The following is a 22,991-nucleotide window of genomic DNA, read 5'->3' on the forward strand; positions in this document are numbered from 1 at the left end:
AGTTTACGTTTAAAAAAAGGACACATACCAAAAAAGGACACATACCTCGTTGGTATGTAATTTCTGTTAAAAATAAAATAAAGAAGAAATTAAAATGAAGAAATGGCTTTTTTCAAATAATGGTGAGATCACCAACCCCTTCACTTTTGCTGAAGCGCAAGCATATATTTCAGAAAACTCAAATCTAGATTTATATGTTTGGCATCCGTCTTTTACCCATTGGATGCCACTGAATAGTATTGATGATTTTGATGTTGAAATATCTATCCCTATTCCCCCTGTAGCTCTACCAAAAGAGCTTATAGAAGAATATAAAAACCAAGAGCAAGGATTGTTTAAAACATTAGTCCGAATAGACAATACGCTAGGCAATACTCGAGCGGCACTGTCTGAACTTGATAATGATATTGATACATATCAAAGCTTTACAGAAAAGCTAAATACTGAAGTTGAAATCACACTCAAGAATGTACGTAAACAATATGCTGCTTTACAAAAAAGTATTGATGACTTTAAAAAGGATGAACTTGTTTTTTGATTATAAATAAGTTTTAACATTTAGTTTATAATAACAAGAAGATAATAATTATGAAAAAATGGTATTTTTCAGATAATGGCAAAGTAACAGGGCCATATAGTCTAAATGATGCAAGTTCTTTACTTGCTAAAAATAATGAGTTGTATGGATGGACTTCTTCTTTTAGTCAGTGGTTACCCGTTGCACTCATTCCAGAATTAAGTGAATTTATTTCTGACGCTAAACCTGCAGTTCAGGTCTCAAAAGAGTTAATAGATAAATTTGTCACTAAAAAACGTGATTTGAATAAAAAAGTTGTATTAATTGATGAAAAGATTAAAAAAACTCAAGCGCATATTAATACTTTTGAAAAAGAAATAAATAACTACAAAAATTTAACGGAAAGTTTATCTTCAGACGTGCAAGATAATATTTTACCTTTAGAAAAAAAATATCAGTTGGTAACTAAACAGCTTAAAGAGCTAATTAAAGCATCTGAAATATCTAAACATGAAATAATTGATGTTGTAGAAGAGTTTGGCGATTTAGTTTTAAGTAAATCTAATGAAGATTCGGCAGTATTATCAGAACTTAAAGAATTGCCTGAGCTTAACAATACAGCAGATAAAGTTGTTCAAATAAAAGAAACAGTTAAAAAAACGCCTGTAAAGGTTAGTCCTCCAGAGGTTGTAAAAACTGAAGCGCATAAAACTGTTGGCAAATCAGCTGTTGTTGATAAAACGACCGTAGAGAAAGTTGTTCATTTAAAAGAAAGTGCTGAGCCAAATACACAAACATCACCTTCAAGCCATACTGATGAGCCTATAGAAGAAAAATTAGCTGATGGCGAAAATAAAGCTTTTATGGGTGTTAAAAATAAGTTCAAGTCTGTTTTTAAACCTAAAACTGAAGAACCTGTAATGAGGTTATCGGATCAACTAAAACAATTAGACAAAGTACCTAAAGAAGAACCAGTATTTATTGATTCTGATATAAATATGGATGATGATTTACTTGAAGATAATGACGATAAGAAAAAACGTAGAAGACGTAGACGTTTTTAATTGCTCTGAGTAAAAAGGAAACAACGATGTTTCCTTTTTACTATCTAGAGGGAGGAAATACTTAGACTTTAATTAACCTAAAGAATAATTGTTCTAAAAGTTAAATTTATTCTAGGTGAATGAGTTTGAGTTGTTGTCGGCAGTTTGTGTAACCAATAACGCTGAACCTCATCTTTCATCACCAAAATACTTCCATGCTGTAACAATAAGTTGATCGTTTCTTGTGATTCTTTATGCTTAAAAGAAAATTTCCGTTCAGCACCAAAGGTTAAAGAAGCAATAGCGCCATGAGGCTTTAAATCTTTTTCATTGTCGCTGTGCCAGCCCAAGCCTTCAGAGCCATCATGATATAAATTTAGTAAACATGAGTTATAGCTTTCGCCTGTAACTAACTCGACTTTTTCTTTTAATTTACATAGTAATGGTGTCCAAGGTAATGCTATTTTACTCGCATTAGAATAAGTATAACTAAAGGGCTGAGAGCCATACCAAGCCACTTTTCGTTTTGTAATGATGTGTTTCCCATACATAGCGGCTTCGTCATTTCGAAACGGAGTATTATTTAATAGTTGCTGATAACAAGCATTTGCAGTTCGAAGAGAAAATACAACACCGTAATAGTTAACTGTACCATCTCGGTGTAGCCAGTTTTTTAATGATTGATCTGATCCTTCAAATAAATCCATTGATAAATTATCGCTAATTTTATTCATTTTTTACGACTTTTTAAGCTATTGGCTGTTGAATTAACTAAAAGATAATTACCTTAAAACTTTATTACCTTCTTTTATTATTGTATCAGACACTTTTTTAAATAACCCTTTCAGTAGCGACCATCTGTGCCAGTATAGTGTTCGAATAACTTGTTTTTCAGGTAATAAATTGACTAATTCACCTGACTTTAGCTCGTTTTTTATTTGTAATTCAGCTATTAAGCAATAGGCTAACCCTTGTTTGGCAAAATTGACAAAAGCTTCTGACGAGTGCACCACATGACAAGGGTAGCTATCAGATAATAAACCAAATTCTGACTTAATAAATTCAGCATGCATTCTATCTTTGTGATCAAATAATAAGCCAGGAGCTTTTATTAAAGTATTTTTATTAATTCCTTGCTTGAAGAACTTGTTTTTGAAGCTAGGCGAGGCAACAAGGGTATAATTCATAACTCCTAATTTATCCACAACACAGCCGGATAATGGTGTTTCTTGTGTACTAATAGCACCAAAAACCTCACCGTCTTTTAACTTGTAAATAGTATTGGTTTCATTCGCAACCTCTAAATTTAGCTCGATAGGGTGCTTGTTAATTAAAGGTGTTAATACAGGCACTAACCAAGTGGCTAAGCTATCGGCATTTGTTGCTAACGAGATTCTAATAGGCGATATAGGATCTTCAGGAAATATTTGAGGCAATAAATCAGCTTCTAATTGTTGAACTTGGTAGTAATGATTTAGTAATTTCTTACCTACCTCCGTAGCTACTATAGGAGTTGAACGAATAAGAATAGGTTGAGAAATTAATTGCTCTAACTGCTTTATACGTAGTGATACCGCAGGTTGAGTCAAAAATAAAAACTCGGCGGCTTTTTCAAAACTTTGTAGTTTAATAACCGCACTAAAAGCATGTAATAGTTTATAGTCAATATTTTTCATAAAGAATGTATTAATAAATTTTATGTCTTATAAATATTATTAATTATATTTATGATTAGTTAAAGGGTAATCTTCTTTTAATTCTATACACACAACGTTTATTTAAGAAATAGAGAGGTTAAATACACATGATATTGTCAGCTATGTTTCAAGGGATTTTTCTTGGTGCGGGAATGATCATTCCAATAGGTGCTCAAAATGCTTATATTTTAGGGCAAGGTATTAATCGTAATCATCACCTCTTGGCAGCAACTTTATGCATTATTTGTGATATTACCCTCATTTTGGTTGGAATATTTGGCGCCAGCGTATTAATTAGCAGTAGCGAATTACTGATGAAAATAATTACATGGGGAGGTGTTCTATTTTTATCTTTTTATGGGCTTATATCTTTTAAAAGTTTTTTTAAAAATGCTTATGAACAATCGACTAAAAAATCCAGTTTTAAAAGTAAAAAAGTTGTTATTGCTACAACCATTGCCGTTACTTTGTTAAACCCCCACGTTTATTTGGATACTGTTATGATTTTAGGTAGTGTTGGAGGTCAATTTGAAGGTGATGCGCGACTTGCTTTTGCCGTTGGCACTATTATAGCGTCAATCATGTGGTTTTATGGTTTAGCCACTGGTGCAGCTAAAATGGGACCTCTTTTATCAAAACCTAGCGTGATAAGAGGTATTGATTTTGCCGTAGGGTGTATTATGTGGTTTATCGCTTTTACTTTGTATATGAATACACTGAATTAAATCAGGGGCTGTTGATCTTTGTTGATTGTTTCGAACAAAATTTAAACATGAAAATCAACAGTTCCTAATCTTAATAAGGAAAATTAATGACAAATATTGGAATTTACATTTACGATAATGCTGAAGTTTTAGATTTTTCAGGACCGTTTGAGGTGTTTACAACAGCAGAAAGAATTTCTCAACAACCATTATTTAATACATTTTTAATTAATCAGGCTAATCAAATAGTTAATGCTAGAGCAAATTATAAACTTGTACCCGATTATCAAATTAATAATCATCCAGAAATTGATTTATTAATCATCGTGGGTGGCGATCATACAAACGAAGTGCACAAAAAACAGGTAATCAACTGGATTAAAGCGCAGAGTGAGAAAGCCAAGTTAGTCGCCTCTGTATGCACGGGGGCATTCTTATTAGCTAAAGCGGGCGTTATTCATAATCATAAAGTAACAACCCATTGGGAAGATATCGACGATCTACAAACGCAATACCCAAACCTAAAAGTTAAACGTAATGTACGTTGGGTCGAACAAGGAAATATCACCACATCTGGTGGCATTTCAGCGGGTATAGATATGAGCTTATATCTTGTAAGTAAGTTAGCATCTGAAGAACTTGCTATAGCTACAGCTAAACAAATGGAGTTTAGCTGGATAAAAAACAAGCAGGAAGATTAAGCCGGAGTTTGTAAACTATCTAACCATTCTTTTGGTGATAAACCACAGGTTTTTCTAAATACTCTAGCAAGGGCTGAAGCTGTTTCATAGCCTACGCTGTTGGCAACAATACTGACACTTTTTCCTTGTTTTAATAAGGTTTGCGCAACACCCACTCGCCAGTTGACTAAATACTCATTGGGTGTTTGTCCAATAACTTTCTTAAATTCTTCTGCAAATTTAGAACGAGACATAGCGGCATTTTCTGCCATTATTTCTAAAGTCCAACTTTCTTCAGGAGCATTATGTAATTTCTGTAATACCTTTTTTAATTGCGGATGCATCAGTCCAGACAACATACCTTGTGCTAACTCGCCTTTGTTTATTAAAGAACGGATCATGTTAATAATAAATATTTCCATAAGGCGATTCATCACGGCTTGTCTACCTTGTTGCTCTTCTTCTCCCGCTTCTTGAATAATCCAATCAATATTGGTTTGTAAAAAAGGGGATTGCTCTAAAGGAAGAATTAATAAGTCAGGTAATGTGTCAGCCAATAAACTAGAAGTGCTACTACCATAACTTAAGGTTGCACAAATCAGCTCGGCATTATCTATTTCTCTTGCTTGTAGGCCGTGCTTAAGAGGTCTAGGAAGAAAAATAAGTGAAGGTTTATCTAATACTATTTTTTGTTTATTTAACCCAACAATTGACAAAGTACCACTACGCAGTAAATGTATATGTCCCTCTAACGCATCATTATCGTTAAAGTTTGATAAGCCACAAAGCTTACCTGTGTAAAATACTCCAGCTTGTAATGTAAAGCGATCTATTATCTGAGAAAGGTGATCCATAGCAGTATCGGACGATATGATTCAAAGTGTGGACGATTGTATCCCACAGCAGTACCGATCAACACTATTATTTCATTCGTACTAAACACTAACTAATTATTTATTAAATAACGAATGAGGAAATACATTATGTATAAAACGACGTTAAAAACGCTTTTAGCTGGTTCAATTTTAGTGGTAAGCAGCTTATCTTTTGCTGCTGATGTAGACATGAATGCAGATGTTAATGATTTAGCTATTCAAGGCTACGATCCGGTAAGTTACTTTGAAAATTCTCAACCAACAATCGGTAATGCGAACTATACTGCAACTTATAAAGGTGGCATATATCGTTTTAGTTCAGAAGAAAATCGCGACACGTTTAAAAGCAGCCCAGAAAAGTATGCACCTCAATATGGTGGATATTGTGCATTTGGTGTATCAATGGAGAAAAAATTTGATACAGATCCATTAGCTTGGAAAATTGTTGATAACAAGTTATATCTTAACTTAAACAAAAGTGTTCAAAAGAAATGGTTAACAGATGTATCAGGATATTTAAACACAGCAAACGAAAATTGGCCTGAAATTAAAAGTGTTGAAGCAACAAAACTTTAATTAATTACCAATTAAATGAAATTTAGAATCTATTTGTTCGTTCTTATAGATTCTAAACAATAATATTTTATTTTAAAAAAAGAGGAAATAACTATGAGTCATAAAGTAGCATTATCAAGCGCATTAGCAGCAGCTCTTACTTTGGGTGTTGTTACAGATACAGTAGCTGGTGAAGAAAGAGTTAAGAAAGAAAAATGTTACGGCGTATCGTTAGCTGGGCAAAATGATTGTAGTAATATTGCTGGTACGCATTCTTGTGCTGGTCAATCAACTGTAGACAACGACCCAGGGGAGTGGCGTTTGGTAACTAAAGGTCAATGTAAAATTAAAGGCGGCTTAACGAGTAAAGAAGCTCGTGCAAAAATTAAGCAACAGTCTTAACTTTTTTCGATGTTTCTGGAGTAAAATTTATGATTTCTGAGAATCTAACAACATTAAATAAACTCCCTTTAATTGGTGTTGGTTTAAGGTATGAGCATTACGATGACGCCTTAAACACTCCAGCAAACATCGACTTTATTGAAGTTCATGCAGAAAACTTTTCTGCAGAGGGCGGTGCAAGTTATCAGCTAATGAATGATATTAGCCAACACTATGCTGTAAGTTTGCATGCAACATCTTTAGGATTAGGATCGGTAGTACAAAGCCCTCTTAAGCAAATTGAGCAGTTAAATACTTTAATAAAACGTTGTAAGCCTATTTTAGTATCAGATCATGCGTGTTTTAGTTGGGCAGATATTAATGATCATAATGTACATGGTGGCGATTTATTACCAGTCCCTTTTAATGATGAAAGCCTCAATGTGATGGCGGCCAATGTTTTACGTGTACAACGAATTTTAGGTCGAACCATACTGGTGGAAAATTTATCCGCTTATATCAAATTACCTGGCTCTACGTATACTGAAAGTGAATTTTTAACTAAGTTGTGCGAGCTTACAGAGTGTAAATTGCTCATAGATTTAAATAACTTGGTAGTTAACGCAACAAATTATGCTTTGTTAAATGAATCTCACGAAAAAATTAACGTTGTTGAATATGCTAAACAATGGTTAGCTGATATTCCAACGCATATCGTGGGAGAATTTCATTTAGCGGGTTGCACGCCTGTATCGGCTAATAATTTAATGATAGATGATCACAGTAAACCTGTATCTATTGATACATGGTCAATTTATCATTTTGCCCTTACACGATTTGGCGCTATACCTACATTGGTTGAATGGGATGAAAACCTTCCGTCATGGGAAACATTAATAGCAGAAGCGAACAAAGCTCGAGACATCGCAAAACTCGTTCTTGGCGACAATAAAGCACTTGATTTTGAAAAGATAGTTAATCAAGACGATAGTATTGAATGTGAGAGTTTTCAGCATGCTTAGCCAACAGCAATCAGTACTATTAAAGGCTATATTTTGGGGTGGAAACCAAGCAGGTACAGGAAGTAAAAATAAAGGTCTTGAAATATATCAACACAGTTTAATTGCTAATGCCGCACGAGCGTTATCAATAACATTTGCAACGGTTCATTCATACCTGGGTAAAAAAAAATTTGATGCAATAGTTGAAGCGTATTTAAAAACAGAGTTAAAACAAGAATACGATTGGGGCGAGTTTGGTTGTACATTTCCTCAATTTATTGAAGCACAGAGTGTAGATAATGCCTATTTACTTTCTCAAATTGCTAAGCTCGATTTTATTTGCCATCAATCAGAGCGTAGCCAAGATGTTGATGTTGACTTAACCACACTTAACTTATTAAGTGAGCGTGATGCATACGAGCTCTATATAACCTTTTGTGCAGGTATAAAGTTGATGCAATCATCTATACCATTAGACGAAGTAAATAATACTATTACTCAACTAACACAAGAGCAAAAAATTAATCAACTTGATGATGTTACTCAGCAACTTACTGAGTTTTCAACAAGGTATAAAAACGGCAATATTCAAAATAGCACACCCTACTGTTTTGTTATTTGGCGACCAGATTTTCAAGCGCAATACACCCGTATTACGACTGAAGAATACCAATGGTTTCATATTCTGTTGGACAAAAGTAGAAAACAAAAAGCTTCTATAGGGCAAGCACTTGATGAAATGCAAGATACAGAATTTTCATTAATTGAATGGTTACCTAAAGCGATAAAAGAACAGCTTATTAATGGTATTTATATAAATTCATTAACAAGTTAATAATTATAACAACCCCTATATTTATTCAAACACAAGGAACCTTAATATGACTTTTCAAAAAGTTAGGGATTTTCACAATCAAATTTTAGATTTTACGCAGATATTAGTTGCACCTGCATTTTTATTAACACGACTTTATATTGCGAATGTTTTCTTTAAATCAGGCTTAACTAAGCTACGTGATTGGGAATCAACATTAATGTTATTTGAATATGAATACGAAGTGCCTGTATTGTCGTTTGAAGTCGCGGCTTGGCTTGCAACCGCAGGTGAATTAATACTGCCTGTTTTACTGGTATTAGGCTTATTTACACGACTTTCAGCGGTCGGTTTATTTATTGTAAACGCTGTTGCTGTTATCAGCCTTGTTGAAATTGCACCTGCAGCATTTAATGAGCATGTGTTATGGGGCAGTTTAATCGTCATGTTAATATTAATGGGTGCTCAACGATTCTCGTTAGATAGAAAATTAAATATCATTTAATTTATTTTAATGATGTTTGAAGTTCCCCCCGCGATATAAAAAGGGGTATAAGTAAAAGCAAAGTGTGTTTTTAGCACTTTGCTTTTTTTGATCTAGGGTTTGCTGATCTTTAAGGGATAAGTTTGTAAGAGTGATATTGAAATAGTAACTGAACTTAAGCTAACTTACTTTATCGCTAAGCCTTTTAGCTCGTACTACATATCGAAGGCTTCCTCCTGCACGAAGTGCGTTAAAAGGGTAACAGGTAATTAACAGTAAATTAGGATCCTCAACATCTAACAATAAAGGGGTTTCATCACTGTCTACAATATCAATATTTTCTACTTCGTATAATTGTGTATTTCCATGAATATCATTAATGGCAATAACGTCTTTCATTTTTATGTCCTGTAAAAAGCTAAAATGCGTATCTCTATGGCCAGCTACAACAAATGGATTGTTACTTTTTAAACGGGAATATTGGTGCATTACCCCAGCAGAAAAAGCGAGTGTTGTAGGATCTGTTCCTTGCAGTAAAACCAACGACTTGTTTAATCTAGGTATACTCATTTTTGCAATAGCGGTTGTGTCGGCCCAAGGCCAAGGAGGCGATGGCTTTTTAGTTATTTGGCTCGCTTCCCAGCTATACGCAATTAATTGTTGTGATAACCATGCTTTAGCGGGAAGGTACATGCTATGTGCAATAACCAAAATGGCGATCACACAAAGCACTAGCGAGCTTTTTTGTATTGATGAATATTTATTAAACTGAAACATGAGTCGCTTTTTTATTAGAGATAACAAGCCAAATAAGAGAGAAAATCAGTAATAACAAACCTAATAACAATTGTGCTTGCCAACCTACAGCGGTTTTAGGAAATACCGAAGCATGTAACGTACTGTTTTGTGCGAGTTGCTTGTTAGCCATTTTATGTTGAGGCGCTTTTTTATCTGATCTCTTCAATTCTTTTAATGCTGCTTGTTTACGCTCTTCGAGTTCGTGAGCGCTTAATACTTCTTTTTCTACCGCGATAAAACTTGTGTAAGGCGACATAATTTGATGTTTTAGTGATGTTTGAATCACTTCTTTTTTTACTATCTCTGGTTGTTTTCCTATCACTAATCCATCTAGCAAATCTTCTATCTTGGCTCTAGCCCAAACCGAACTAATACCGCTGTTTTTATTTTTAATATTTGCGTTAGAAAAATCGATTTCTTGTTGCCATCCATCATTAACTAAATCGCCAAATAATTGAATGCTGGTAGGTTTTTGAGCAGTTTTAAAAGCAATAATCAAAGGTTCATTATGGTATAAGTCAGGAATTTTTTTCGGGTATTGTTCTATGTTACCTACGTGAAGCGGATGAAATTGCACGTTAATATTTGTTAAGGCAGGGCGGCTAATTTTATCGAGTAAAACCGACATGTTTTTTTCTACTTCGTTCACATTACCAATAAAGGTATAACTGCCTTGGCCAAACTGTGCGGCTTTGCGCATAAAAAAGCCATTAGGTGCGCTGCCTATTCCTACAGTAAAAAGCCTAGGTAAGTTATGTGTATTTTTAATCAATTTAAAAAGTGATAACTCGTTACTTACGGCGCCATCAGTAATAAACAATATTTGTTTAATGGCTTCTGAATGTTGTAACTCAGTTTGCGGCATAGTTAAGGCACTAGCTAACGGTTTGTACATCTCCGTTCCCCCGTTAGCAGAAAGCTGTGTAATAAATTTAAGTGCTTTTACTATGTTTTCAGGTGTTGCCATTTGAGTTTGGTTAAATAAGTTATGTGAGTTTGATTCAAAAGCAATAATGTTAAAACTGTCTTGAGGGCTTAACGTGTTAATAGCAAAGCGTAAACTTTGTTTAGCTTGTTTAATTGACTCACCTTGCATAGAGCCTGAAGTATCAATAATAAAAGTGATGTCGCGAGCAAATGAAGAGAGCGTTTTAGGGCTAACTGTCGTGTTAGATACTTCATTGGTAATAGCGTTAATTGAAGGAGGAAGCAACATAGCCAGCGTGTATTCTTCACCATCAAGGGTTTGATTAAATAAACTCAATTGTGGAGTGTTAGAAGGAGTAGGACGCCACTGCAGTATAAAGTCTTTATCCATAGGTACTTGTACATTACCCACGCTAATTTTTACAGGTTCACCATTTAAATGTTTATTGCTTAATTTTAGCGAATGAGAAGGGCTTGTTATTTCATCTAAAGTAACGCCTGCATTTAAATTTACACGTAAATTAATGTTGTTTTTATTTAAACTTTCGAATTGTGTAAGTGCAGATATTGCTTTGTTTTCATCTATATTTGCATTATGTTCTGGGTTTATAGGCGTATATCTAGGTGTAATACTCATTGGAAACCGTAAGCTAAATTCTCCATTGTTGTAGTCAACATGCTGCACATATTTTAAGGTAACGGTTATTTGCTCGTTAGGTGCAATATTCGCTATTTTATTGGTAAATAGGTTAGGGCGATGCTGTTCAATTAAACTCGCTTTTCGTCCAGTTGCTTTTGCGTGATTAAAAATTCTTTTTGCTTCATTTTTTTCTAAAATTTTCCCTTCTATTTCTCTGTTACCTATTTGGATCTTTAAATAATTTACCGCTGAATTTTCAGGTAATGGAAAGGTATATAAACCATTAGCTATACTGTTTCCTGCATTGAGAAATGACTGTGTAACGGTAACTGTAGCGAGTATGCCATTAATATCAAATGAGGCAGCAGAGTTAAGTAATATGGCTGATTGGTACAGACGCTTTTCTTTGTGGTTAGTTTTTACCGTTTCAGACGATTCAAATAATAACTGTCCGCTACCGACTTCATCTAAAGTTGAATAATTGTTATGAGTTGTCGCAAATAAGGGCACTGCATAAAAAGCCGACACAGCGAGTAAACCCAAAATCGATACCCATTTAATAAAAGATAAAAAAGTTGAATATTTTCGTCTGCGGTATCTTCTGTCGTAGTCTGGTGCGTAATCAATTAATACTCTGTTTCTACGTGCTTTTGACAGTAAGGTTTGTTTAAACATGTTGTTGTCTTCAAATATATGGAATGTAAATGTATTAAAACAAGCAACTTAGGCGTTTATCCGACAACAAAAAGGCAATATAGCGCTGAAATAAGGCGAAAATATGGCAACGTTTAAAATAACTAAAACTTAAGCCTAAAAATTTTAATAAATTAAAAAATCTGATCTTTTTATTTTGATAATTTTTCCTTCCTGTGTATCTCTTTGAAAACATAGCATAGAGCTAATTTTAAAAAATTATATAGATAAAGTTATACGTGATAATTGATTGTTTATTGTTGACAATTACGTGGTGTTGGTAGATTGTATATTAATGAAATTAAGTAAGCTGATGGTTTATTGGTCGTTGGCTTTTCTGTTTTTATTCTAATTGCAATGAAATAGTCGACAGAGCAGATGCTTTAGACATGTGCTTATTTTTGGCTCGCACATGTATTTAAATATAAATCGAATAGGGTAAATAATGAAATTTAGCTTTAAAAAAATAGGCTTTATAGTAAGTGGGCTAAGCCTTGCTGTCCTAATGGGATGTAATAGCACCACAATAAATAACACAAAAGTAGATAAGGAAAGTACTTTGTGGGATTTTGAAGCTGGCGAATTAAGTAGTGAAATAAAACTGTATGGAGCTGATGCGTCTATTATTACAGAAGACAATAATAAAAAATTATCAGTTAAGCTTAATTCTACCAATAACTATAAATCAAGTTTTGTATTTCAGCCTGAAACTCCTTGGGATTGGAGTCAGCAAGGGCCGTTTGCTTTCGCACTTGATATTGAAAACCCGCTAGATTCATCTATACATTTTTATGTAACCGCAACAGATGCAAGTGGTAAAACCCATAACCGCAGCCTTTCTATCCCTGAAAACAGTAGCGATACCTATTACCTTGAATTAGCTGGATCTGATTTAGATATTGAAACAGGTATACGCTCTAATCCTAAAAGTTGGATCTCTGATTACACACCTATTATTTGGCGTTGGGGTGTAAAAAAGATCGATCTTAAAAACATTAAAAGTATTGAATTTAAAATACTGGGTGTTTTAGAAGATAAACAAGTTGTTATAGACAATGTACGTTTAATTAAACCTGAAAAAATAGATGAAAATTATCTTGTCGGTTTAGTTGATGAGTTTGGACAAAATGCCAAAATGGATTTTATCGGTAAAGTACATAGTGTAGAAGAACTTAGGCAAGCTTCAGCTAAAGAGCAAAGCCAGCTTAGTACTAAACCACCTGTAGGTAGATCAAAGTTTAATGGCTGGGCTGATGGTCCTAAGCTTAAAGGTACAGGATATTTTAGAACCGAAAAAGTAAAAGGAAAGTGGTCTTTAGTTGATCCTGAAGGATATTTATTCTTTTCTAATGGTATTGCTAATGTACGTATGGCAAACACTTCAACTATTACAGGCTACGACTTTGATAGCAAATATATTGAGCAACGAGATCCTAATGATAAAACGCCTGAAGATTCTTTAGGGTTAAATCAAGCGCCTAAAGCCGCATGGTCATCTAGAGCCGTTAGCTCTGAACTTAGGGCAAATATGTTTTCTTGGCTACCTAATTACGAAGATGAATTAGGTGTACATTTTGGCTACCGACGCGAAGTCTTTATGGGGGCTATAGAAAAAGGTGAAACGTATAGTTTTTATCAAGCAAACTTAGCACGTAAATATGGTAGTAACGATACCAATGTATTTATGGATAAGTGGCGTGATACTACAGTAGACAGAATGCTAAGTTGGGGATTTACCTCATTTGGTAACTGGGTTGACCCATCATTTTATCAATTAAACCGTATTCCTTATTTTGCTAATGGCTGGATTATTGGTGATTTTAAAACATTGAGTAGTGGTAACGACTTATGGAGTGCATTACCTGATGTATTTGATCCTGTTTTTAAAGAAAGAGCACTTGCTACGGCTAAGCACATAGGTGAAGAAGTACAAAATAATCCTTGGTGTGTTGGTGTATTTATTGATAATGAGAAAAGTTGGGGAATGGAAGGTTCAACAGCAACCGTTTATGGTATACCCATTAACACTTTATCTCTAAATGCTGCTAAGAGCCCAACTAAATCTGAATTTGTAAAAGTATTACGTAAAAAATATCAAACTATTGAACAACTTAATTCAAGTTGGAATATTGAAGTAAGTTCGTGGGATGAATTTGCAAAAGGCATTAAGGTGACTGAATTTAATGAGGCATTAACGGCTGACTTATCTACATTATTAACGGTTTACTCTGAGCAGTATTTTAAAGTGGTTAAAGGTGCGGTTAAGCAGTATTTGCCTAATCATTTATATATGGGCGCACGTTTTGCTGATTGGGGGATGACCAGCGAAGTTAGAGCCGCTGCTGCCAAATATGCCGATGTAGTGAGTTATAACTATTATAAAGAAGGTATCAGCAATAATCATTGGAGCTTTTTAGCTGAAATAGACAAGCCTAGTATTATTGGCGAGTTTCATAATGGCGCTGTTGATTCTGGGTTATTAAACCCAGGGTTAATTCATGCATCTTCACAAGCCGACCGCGGTAAAAAATATCAAGAATATATGTACGGTGTTATCGACAATCCATACTTAGTGGGCGCTCATTGGTTTCAGTACATCGACTCGCCATTAACAGGGCGCGCATACGATGGCGAAAACTACAACGTAGGTTTTGTTAGTGTAGCCGATATTCCTTATCAGCCTTTGGTTGATGCAGCTAAAGAAGTAAATAGTCATATTTATTCTAGGCGTTTTGGACACTTAAAAACTAAATAAACTCCATGCTAATAAATGGTTAATTAACAATGACCTTTGTGTTTGTTAAAGCAAACATAAAGTGTGTTGTTAGTCATTATTGTATTTTTTAAAAATTTATTTAAATCAATATTATTAATTAAAAGGACTCTTTATGAGTATCAATAAAGCGTTAAGTGTTATTAAACCTAAAAATATTAAATATAAATATTTAGCCACATTGATCAGTGTAGCCTTAAGTACGGTTATTACTGGTTGTGGTAATGACTCTGTTCAAAATATTGAGTCAGCTTCAAGTTCTGACGCGACTAAAACAGCTTCAGCTGTTGATGTGTTTGCCAATGAAAAAGTGCTCACCTCTTTAATTAACTTCGACGGTGAAGAAAGAAATCAATGGGTAAATAGCAACAAAACGCAATTTACTTATGTTTCAGATAACAACAATCAAAAGTTAGCGATAGAATTTTTAAACACTGAAAATATCTCAGAGCTGGTTATTGAACCAACTACTCCATGGGATTTATCAGGCTTAAAAAACTACAATTTGGCCTTTGATGTTAAAAATACAGGTAAAGAGTCTGTTCATCTTTATTTGAATATTGAAACGCCAGAAGGAAAATATCAAAAGCGTTCAATTAGTTTACCAACTCATTATAGCGGTACCGTCTATTTTCCACTTGAAGGTAAAGAAGGTAAAACCGATACAGGAATGTGGGGAGACGCAAGACCATGGCAAACTAACAATAGTTTAATGGTATGGCGTTCATGGAAAAGTGATTCAGACGACTTCAGTGTTATTAAGTCGCTAACCTTTTCTACCATTGGAATACTTGAAAATAAATCGGTTGTTATAGATGACATAAGAATACGTGAAAACCCTGAAAGCGATCCTAAATGGATGGTGGGCGTTATAGATAAATATGGCCAAAATGCCAAACGTAGTACAGCTTTAGATATTAAATCTGACGAACAATTAAAAGAAATTGCTAACAAAGAGTTAGCCGAGCTAGCCAAATCAAAAGGTATGCCTGATCGTTCTAAATTTGGTGGTTATACCAAAGGCCCTAAACTTGAAGCTACTGGATTCTTTAGAACTGAAAAAGTCAATGGTAAATGGTGGATGGTAGACCCAGAAGGTAATATCTTCTTCTCTCATGGGCCTGCTAACGTGCGCATGGCGAATATGACCACTATCACAGGTATCGACTATAACGACAGTTCTATCCGAGAAAAATCAAGTGATGAAATAACACCTGAAGATTCAATGGGGATTATTAAAATACCTAACAGCATACGCAAAGATAATTATGTAATATCTGAGTTACGCAACAATATGTTCGAGTGGTTACCTAGTTACGACGACCCTTTAGCTGAACACTATAGCTACCGTCGTTCAACCCATAAAGGGCCAGTACCTTATGGTGAAACATTCAGTTTTTACCGTGCTAATTTAGAGCGGAGATACGGTGAAACAACGCCAGAATCTTATGTTAAAAAATGGCATCAAGTCACTGCAGATCGCATGCATGATTGGGGCTTTACCTCTTTTGGTAATTGGGTAGATCCTGCTTTTTATCAATCAGAGCAAGTACCTTATTTTGCAAATGGTTGGATTATTGGTGACTTTAAAACCTTATCGGGCAAGAAAAACCATTGGGGTTTAATGCCTGACCCATACGACCCAGTTTTTGCTGAGCGCGCTAAAATTACCATTGACGCTATTGCTAAAAATATACAAAGCTCACCGTGGTGTGCAGGTATATTTATTGATAATGAAAAAAGTTGGGGCGAGCGTGAAGGTTCAGTACATGCGCGTTACGGCGTTATTTTAGATGCTTTATCTAAAAGTGTTGAAGAAAGTCCTGCTAAAAAAGCTTATTCAGCTCACTTAAAAGCAAAATATAAAAATATTGCTACATTAAATAGTGCATGGAATACAGAAATAGCTAACTGGAATAGTTTCGATAAAGGGGCTGATTTTTTTGAACGCGTATCTTATTCAGATCAACATGTTAGCGACCTATCAAAAATGTTAGAAATGCTAGGCGAGCAATACTTTATTGTTGTGCACAACACACTTGAAAAAGCATTACCTAACCATTTATACATGGGCGCACGTATGGCTAACTGGGGAATGCCTGACGAAATTATAAAAGCGTCTTTAAAGTATTCAGACGTACTTAGCTTTAATATTTATGAAGAAGGTATGCAAGACCATTTCTGGAAGTTTCTTGAAGAGGTTGACTTACCTGTAGTTGTGGGCGAATTTCATATAGGAACGGCAACGGACTCTGGCATGTATAACCCCGGTATTGTACACGCAGCTAACCAAGAAAACAGAGCTCAAATGTACAAAAACTATATGGAAAGCGTGTTAAATAAACCGTATATGGTAGGTGCGCATTGGTTCCAATATATTGATGAACCAATATCAGGTAGAGCATTTGATGGTGAAAACGCTAATATAGGTTTTGTAACAGTAACCGATATTCCGTACCCAGAAATGATCAAAGCAGTAAAAGAAGTTACCTCAAATATGTATCAACAAAGATACGAGAACTAAGCTCCCGTTGGTTTTAATTAACTAATTTACCCCTAACCATTCAATATGCTCTGAAATACGCATCTTGAGTGGTAACGGGTATAGATAGTTGCCCTTATATCATTTGTATTTAGGGGCAACAAAACTTTTTCCCTCAATTAATTTCCTTTCTTATGTAACCTCAACTCGGGATAAGCAAAGTTACTCAACAAGTTATTTTTATGCCTAACTTCGTTGAATTTGTTACTAATAGCCAGCTATTAGATAGAAAAATCCGCCTTGTTATACACAAAAATATCAATGTTGAGATATTAATATAGCTTAGGAAAATAACGATACAGATTAAGTTTTGATAAAGAAGGGGTTTAATTCATTCTCTAACATTCATTAACCCGAGTTGAGGTTATGTAGACCGATAGAAAAACAACCAAATAACAAAATTACGATACATTTGGCGCTTATTTTTCATCTATTATGCTATATGAACATATTAATGATATTTTAAGCAGGGCCTTGACACTTTTTTTATACATTTTTTGATATAAATTAACTTATGTATTAATAGACGATGTATGAGTGTTGTTATGGCGAATAAAATTTTAACGGTTTCTAAAGTTGAAGAGCTCACAAAAGATAGTAAAGCTTTCTACTTTGAAGACGACTCAACAATTGATCCTGCACTAGCTGGGCAGTTTTTAACTTTAATCACTCAGCAAAACGACAAAGAGTATAGACGTTCGTATTCTATATTTACCCCAGCAGGTGGCGGGCTTGCTGTAGGTGTTAAAAGAGTACCCGGTGGCATTGTTTCAAATTACTTAAATACCTATATAAAGGCGGGCAGTAAAATTGAAGTGCAAGGGCCAGCAGGCAAGTTTTCGTTTGATCCAAGTATTGAGAACCCCTCTCATATTTTACTTATTGCTGGCGGTAGTGGCGTTACGCCTATGATGTCGATTTTAAAAACGGCATTAGCGCAATGTAGCGATACTAAAATTTCTATGTTGTTTGTTAATAAAACAAAAACCGACATTATGTTTGCTAACGAGTTAAAACAGCTTGAAGCAGAGTTTGCTGATCGTTTTACCTTAATTCATTACCTAGATGAAGAAAATAAGCAAACAAAACAGATCAAAAAGAAAGGTTTATCTGGCTTATTTGGGGGGAAAGAATTAATAGAAATTCCTGGTTTTATAACCGCTGATAAAATTAACGATATTTTTAATACCTTACAAATAAATGCCAATGTTAATGCTTATATTTGTGGGCCAGCAGGTTTTATGAACATAGCGGAAGACGCTTTATATTCGCTAGGTTTACCGAAAGCACAGGTTAAAAAAGAAAACTTTGTTCCTTCTGTAGAAGTTAGGCCTGAACCTAACTTTACACCAACACCTTGTACTGCCGTTATAGATATTAACAATACCACGCATGAGTTTGAAATTCCTGCAGGTAAAAGTGTTTTACAAGCTGCAGTAGAAGCCAATATTGATATTCCGTTTTCATGTCGTGAAGGTACGTGTACTTCTTGTTATGGCAAATGTTCATCAGGAGAAGTAGGTATGTTAACAGATGAAGCATTAACAGATGAAGAGCTAGCAGAAGGGGGCTTTTTACCTTGTGTAGCTTATCCTAAAAGTAAAAAATTAGTTATAAATATGAATTAATACAAAGTATTAAATAAAAAGTTCCTGTAAATTTAGAATTATATTGAGTACACACATGATAGAACCAAAAAATTATATTGTTGAAGAAGAGTGGTTTAAAGCTGAACTACCAAGGCAAGAATTTAGAGCCTTTATGCAAAAAAACAACTATAGAGGCATTATTGATACGCTAATATGGTTTACCTGTTTAGGGCTAACCGGTTATTTAGCTTTTTTAAGTTTAGGTACGGCTTGGGCTATTCCTGCCTTTTTTCTGTATGGTGTATTTTATTGTGCTGCCGATGCTCGCTGGCATGAAAGCTCGCACGGTACGGTTTTTAAAACACCTTGGCTAAACACCGCCTTGTGTTTTATTGCTACATCAATGCAACAACGCGACATTATTTTTACTAACTGGTCGCATGTACGTCATCATTCATACACGGTAATTAACGATATAGATCCTGAAATTACCGTAACGCGACCTCCTACATTTTGGGAACATTTCTTAAATTTTTGGAGCTTAGGCGAAACCAAATATTACGTACCTATTTTGTTTCAACACGCTTTTGGTATTGTATCCAAAGATGCGAAAAAATTTGTACCTGAAGAAGAATACACCAAAATGTTTTGGTGGGCTCGTGCTAGTTTACTTGTTAACTTACTACCAATCGCTTTAGCGGTTTATTTTCAAACGTGGTTACCTGTACTGTATTTTGGTTTACCTAAGTTATACGGTAACTTAATACAAAGAGCATTTGTATTAGCGCAACATGCAGGCTTAGACGACGACACATGGGACCACCGTAAGAACTCTAGAACCATTTACGTAAACCCATTTTTAGGTTTCTTATATATGAATATGCAATACCACATTGAGCATCATATGAATCCACTTATGCCGTTTCATCAGCTGCCTAAATTTTCACGCAGAGTAGCGGATCAAATGCCAGTACCTTACAAAGGCATGATTGAAGTGTATAAAGAAATGATACCTGCGTTAATTAAACAAGTAGACGATCCAACTTACTTTGTAGACCGTAAAGTACCTACAAAACCAGAAGTAAGAAAAGTAAAACGTATTAAAGCCTTAGCTCCTGAAGAAGCCATGATCCCACAAGCGGCTTCGTCTAAAAAGTACAACACAAACGATTCAGACGTTATTGTTACAGACAAACCTGATGTGGCATGGCACAAAGCGGTTGAAGCAAAAGAATTAGGCGAAAACGATGCGGTAAGCGTTTGTATTGAAGGTAGCTATTACGCTGTTTACCAATTAAAAGCGGGCGAGTATTACGCAACCGACGGTATTTGTAGTCATGAGTATGCCTACCTAGCCGACGGCTTAGTGGAAGACGGTAAAGTACTTTGCCCTAAACATAACTCTAAGTTTTGTATTAAAACAGGTAAAGCTATAAACCGCCCAGCAAAAACACCCGTAGCAACTTTTCCAATTAAAGATATTGACGGCGTTTTACATATAGGAATTTAACTAAGTACTCAATTAAATGCTCCTAAAATGATAAAAACGGACTGTTGAAAAGCAGTCCGTTTTTTGTTTGATAAATGTGATTAACAGATAAGTAGCTAAAATATAAATGTGTTATATCAATATATACCCGTTATCATTCAAGATGCAGGTTCCCGTGGGAATTTAAAAAAATTTAAGCACAGATTTCATGTTTCAGACGAAATATAAGTGACTATATTTAATGTTTAATTAATTTAACAAAGCCGATTAGCAGCTCACCTTTTTTTGTTTTACCTAGCATTTTACCGACAAAGTTATCTGCAGTAAAACCATGCGATTCACCATCAAATTCAATAACTAAGTGATTATCTTGCTTAATAGTTTTTAATACTTTGCTACCATTACCAAAGTCGACTTGTTCAGGTGCGCCAAAACGTAGTGAGGTTATATCAATATCGTTATGTGCGTTAAAGCCAGCCTCTGACATGACTAAAACTCTAATAACTGTAGTCTTATCATTAATAATATTATCATCTAATAGTTTTAGTCTGCGATGAACAGTTAGAGGTAAAATAATGTTTTTGGAATTATGTTTATCTCTAGCTAAATCATCTCTTTTGGGGACATCAATCGCGGCTAAAGAAAGGTGTGTAGCTCGACCATATTGATCGGTTAAAACATGTGGACGCTCTAACTTATACCAATAAGTACGTGTACCATCTTCATAGCCAGTACTATTAGGTGTATAAGCTGTACCTGAATTAAATTTCCAGTGTATACCGTCAATAGATCGTAGGTAAATAGCACGATAATCTAAAAATGCATTGATGATCATATGGTATTGCACTTCATCTTTCCAAAGTACAGGATCTTCATAATTTGAATTACGGTATTTTTGAGGAATAATTTTGTTATTTTGTAATGGACTTGTTAATACTTTATAAGGGCCTAATGGATTAGTATTCTTACTTATCATCATAGCACCTGCTTTCGTTACAAAGAGAAAGCGACCGTCATCTAATTGTACTCCTGATAAATTACGTTCAAAACGATAAAAGGCTTTTGGGCTTTCTGGTGCGTCAGTTGTATCAATGTCCATAACTCCTAAATACTGCCAAGGACCTTGAATGGTATCGGAAACCAATAGTATTGGCTGAAAGTTAATTAATGAATACAGCATGTAACGGCCATCGTTCAATAATATAATGTCTGGATTATGCCCTAGACCATTCATATATTTGTAACTTAGATCTTTTTTTACTAAATAAGGCCCTGTTGGTTTGTCTGATACCGTATAACTTACTGTTGAGTGAGGCCATTCCCAGTGGCCTTTAGTCGCATTTGCTGGCCAACGTGTAACATGCATATGGTACTTTCCATCTTTGCCTTGTATTGGTCGTCCACCCCAATACGACCAATTGGCATCTTCAATACCATTATCAGCGTCGCGTGGTAAAACACCATCAGCTCCCCAAAGATCTGTTCTTAAAGATTTATGTATTGGCATAGGCAAGATCAAATCATTAAACGAGGCACCTTTAATCATTTTAACTTTACCAAAAACAGACTTTGATGCTTTGCTTGTATTACCACTATAATCATGGGCATAAACCACATAACGGTTATTCGTGCTTTTTTTGGGCGTGAAATCAACAAAGCTAGTTTTGTTTATGTTATGAGCAATTACTTGCATGTTTTGGCTTGAAGCATCACCTCTATAAAGCGAATAGCTAGCAACATCAACATCTTGACTTTTTTTCCAGCTAATATTAATTTCAGCTTCATGCTCTGTTACGGTTAAGTTTGTTGGTGCTTTGGGGGCAATAAGATCTTGTTTAATTAAAGTAACTTTTTTAGAAACTGTATTACGAGTATTTTGAGAAGGAGTTATAACGTAGGTATATTCTATTCCATTAATGAGTTTGTTATCTAAAAAATGTGTAGCTTGGGTTGTTGCAATTTTAGTGTATTGAATACCTTTTTTATTTTTCTTACCACGATATACATTAACGCTATTTCCTGCTTTTAATGTTTTCGATTGCCAGTTTAAATATACTCCATTAGGTGTTACTTCGCCTTGTAAATTCAGTTCGTCTTTTACTGTGTCTTCAATACTAATATTTACATAATTAAGAAAGATTTTAATGCCGTGTGATGTGTAAAACGTTACTCTTACAAAAGGTAAACTTGCTTGAACATCTTCTTGTAATAGTTGATATTTACCTGAAAAATGTTCTACTAATTTATCTGAGCCAGTTAATGTAATATTTTTAGCTAAGATTCGTTCATGTTCACCAAATACTAAACTAAATGTTATTTTACCATCGCTGATATATTCCAAATCAGCGCCAAACTCCCAACGTATAATATCTCCAGCTTTCATTTGCTGATAATTAGGATGAGTATTTAGTATATTAGATTCAGCAATACCTACAGAAGCATTTGAATATAAACTTCCTAAATGCAATCCCATTTTACTGTCTTTTTCAGCAGAAACAATTCGAGTAGTCCAAAAAGGTGATTGTTTAGCCGCTCGCCAAGAAGACCAAACAGTAGTGAAGTTACCATCATTAACATTGGCGTAAGGAGTATTCTCTCCCATTAAAACAACACGCGCGTAGCTTGGAGAAATAAATATGTTAGCAATTATAGTAACTAAAAATATGTCTTTTATTTTTTTAACTAATCTCCACTTAAACTTTTGCATATCTTTATCCCTTCAAAAAGAATGGCTTTATTCGTGTTTTTAATATGCTATCCGATGTAAATCAATGCTAAATATAATAATT

Annotated in this window: 19 protein-coding genes; 13 read left to right on the forward strand and 6 right to left on the reverse strand. The window is 34.7% G+C overall.

What is annotated here, in order from left to right:
* The first annotated feature begins 94 nt into the window (after positions 1-94).
* Both ACM9HF_RS00460 and ACM9HF_RS00465 read left to right on the forward strand, forming a co-directional pair.
* Positions 95-538 (forward strand): GYF domain-containing protein, encoded by a 444-nt coding sequence (locus tag ACM9HF_RS00460; RefSeq protein WP_473613551.1) that lies wholly within the window; start codon positions 95-97, stop codon positions 536-538.
* 50 nt (positions 539-588) lie between these two features.
* Positions 589-1,581: a DUF4339 domain-containing protein gene (locus ACM9HF_RS00465; protein ID WP_473613552.1), complete on the forward strand. Its 993-nt coding sequence runs from the start codon at positions 589-591 to the stop codon at positions 1,579-1,581.
* A 77-nt stretch (positions 1,582-1,658) separates the two neighbouring features.
* Here ACM9HF_RS00465 and ACM9HF_RS00470 read toward each other — a convergent pair whose 3' ends face one another.
* Positions 1,659-2,294, reverse strand: coding sequence for an alpha-ketoglutarate-dependent dioxygenase AlkB family protein (locus ACM9HF_RS00470; protein WP_473613553.1), 636 nt, complete (start codon positions 2,292-2,294; stop codon positions 1,659-1,661).
* Positions 2,295-2,342: 48 nt separating this feature from the next.
* A complete protein-coding gene (locus ACM9HF_RS00475) occupies positions 2,343-3,236 on the reverse strand; it encodes a LysR family transcriptional regulator ArgP (RefSeq protein ID WP_473613554.1) in 894 nt (297 codons plus the stop codon).
* 128 nt (positions 3,237-3,364) lie between these two features.
* On the opposite strand from ACM9HF_RS00475, the gene ACM9HF_RS00480 reads away from it, so the two are divergent.
* Together ACM9HF_RS00480 and ACM9HF_RS00485 are read left to right on the forward strand one after the other, a co-directional pair.
* Positions 3,365-3,982 (forward strand): LysE/ArgO family amino acid transporter, encoded by a 618-nt coding sequence (locus ACM9HF_RS00480; protein WP_473613555.1) that lies wholly within the window; start codon positions 3,365-3,367, stop codon positions 3,980-3,982.
* 86 nt (positions 3,983-4,068) lie between these two features.
* Positions 4,069-4,662, forward strand: a complete 594-nt coding sequence (locus ACM9HF_RS00485) for a DJ-1/PfpI family protein (RefSeq protein WP_473613556.1) — start codon at positions 4,069-4,071, stop codon at positions 4,660-4,662.
* On the opposite strand, the gene ACM9HF_RS00490 is transcribed toward ACM9HF_RS00485, so the two are convergent.
* Complete coding sequence (locus ACM9HF_RS00490) at positions 4,659-5,495, reverse strand: AraC family transcriptional regulator (protein ID WP_473613557.1); 837 nt, start codon at positions 5,493-5,495, stop codon at positions 4,659-4,661. The two genes, ACM9HF_RS00485 and ACM9HF_RS00490, sit on opposite strands and share 4 nt — an antisense overlap.
* Before the next feature lie 129 nt (positions 5,496-5,624).
* Here ACM9HF_RS00490 and ACM9HF_RS00495 point away from each other — a divergent pair, with 129 nt between their 5' ends.
* The 5 genes from ACM9HF_RS00495 (at position 5,625) to ACM9HF_RS00515 (ending at position 8,772) form a co-directional block, all read left to right on the forward strand.
* Positions 5,625-6,092: a YHS domain-containing (seleno)protein gene (locus ACM9HF_RS00495; RefSeq protein WP_473613558.1), complete on the forward strand. Its 468-nt coding sequence runs from the start codon at positions 5,625-5,627 to the stop codon at positions 6,090-6,092.
* Between the two features lie 93 nt (positions 6,093-6,185).
* On the forward strand, positions 6,186-6,473 hold the full coding sequence (locus ACM9HF_RS00500) for a BufA1 family periplasmic bufferin-type metallophore (protein WP_473613559.1): 288 nt from the start codon (positions 6,186-6,188) through the stop codon (positions 6,471-6,473).
* 29 nt (positions 6,474-6,502) lie between these two features.
* On the forward strand, positions 6,503-7,474 hold the full coding sequence (locus ACM9HF_RS00505; RefSeq protein ID WP_473613560.1) for an MbnB/TglH/ChrH family RiPP precursor modification enzyme: 972 nt from the start codon (positions 6,503-6,505) through the stop codon (positions 7,472-7,474).
* On the forward strand, positions 7,467-8,288 hold the full coding sequence (locus ACM9HF_RS00510; RefSeq protein WP_473613561.1) for an HvfC/BufC N-terminal domain-containing protein: 822 nt from the start codon (positions 7,467-7,469) through the stop codon (positions 8,286-8,288). Before ACM9HF_RS00505 ends, ACM9HF_RS00510 begins: the two co-directional genes overlap by 8 nt.
* Positions 8,289-8,334: 46 nt before the next feature.
* On the forward strand, positions 8,335-8,772 hold the full coding sequence (locus ACM9HF_RS00515) for a DoxX family protein (protein ID WP_473613562.1): 438 nt from the start codon (positions 8,335-8,337) through the stop codon (positions 8,770-8,772).
* A 159-nt stretch (positions 8,773-8,931) separates the two neighbouring features.
* Here ACM9HF_RS00515 and ACM9HF_RS00520 read toward each other — a convergent pair whose 3' ends face one another.
* Positions 8,932-9,528 (reverse strand): class GN sortase, encoded by a 597-nt coding sequence (locus tag ACM9HF_RS00520; protein WP_473613563.1) that lies wholly within the window; start codon positions 9,526-9,528, stop codon positions 8,932-8,934.
* Positions 9,515-11,791 (reverse strand): marine proteobacterial sortase target protein, encoded by a 2,277-nt coding sequence (locus tag ACM9HF_RS00525; RefSeq protein ID WP_473613564.1) that lies wholly within the window; start codon positions 11,789-11,791, stop codon positions 9,515-9,517. The genes ACM9HF_RS00520 and ACM9HF_RS00525 overlap by 14 nt, the downstream gene beginning before the upstream one ends.
* Before the next feature lie 463 nt (positions 11,792-12,254).
* On the opposite strand from ACM9HF_RS00525, the gene ACM9HF_RS00530 reads away from it, so the two are divergent.
* The 4 genes from ACM9HF_RS00530 (at position 12,255) to ACM9HF_RS00545 (ending at position 20,223) form a co-directional block, all read left to right on the forward strand.
* A complete protein-coding gene (locus tag ACM9HF_RS00530) occupies positions 12,255-14,564 on the forward strand; it encodes a beta-galactosidase (RefSeq protein WP_473613565.1) in 2,310 nt (769 codons plus the stop codon).
* Between the two features lie 133 nt (positions 14,565-14,697).
* Positions 14,698-17,106: an agarase gene (locus tag ACM9HF_RS00535; RefSeq protein ID WP_473613566.1), complete on the forward strand. Its 2,409-nt coding sequence runs from the start codon at positions 14,698-14,700 to the stop codon at positions 17,104-17,106.
* A 563-nt stretch (positions 17,107-17,669) separates the two neighbouring features.
* Positions 17,670-18,752 carry a 2Fe-2S iron-sulfur cluster-binding protein gene (locus tag ACM9HF_RS00540; protein ID WP_473613567.1) on the forward strand — a complete coding sequence of 361 codons (1,083 nt, stop codon included), beginning with the start codon at positions 17,670-17,672 and terminating at the stop codon, positions 18,750-18,752.
* A 55-nt stretch (positions 18,753-18,807) separates the two neighbouring features.
* On the forward strand, positions 18,808-20,223 hold the full coding sequence (locus tag ACM9HF_RS00545; protein ID WP_473613568.1) for a fatty acid desaturase: 1,416 nt from the start codon (positions 18,808-18,810) through the stop codon (positions 20,221-20,223).
* A 217-nt stretch (positions 20,224-20,440) separates the two neighbouring features.
* Here the strand turns inward: ACM9HF_RS00545 and ACM9HF_RS00550 are convergent, their stop codons facing one another.
* Positions 20,441-22,909, reverse strand: coding sequence for a hypothetical protein (locus tag ACM9HF_RS00550; RefSeq protein ID WP_473613569.1), 2,469 nt, complete (start codon positions 22,907-22,909; stop codon positions 20,441-20,443).
* Positions 22,910-22,991: the final 82 nt, after the last annotated feature.

The sequence above is a fragment of the Colwellia sp. RE-S-Sl-9 genome, from assembly GCF_048296855.1.
In the GTDB taxonomy this organism is placed as follows: domain Bacteria; phylum Pseudomonadota; class Gammaproteobacteria; order Enterobacterales; family Alteromonadaceae; genus Pseudocolwellia.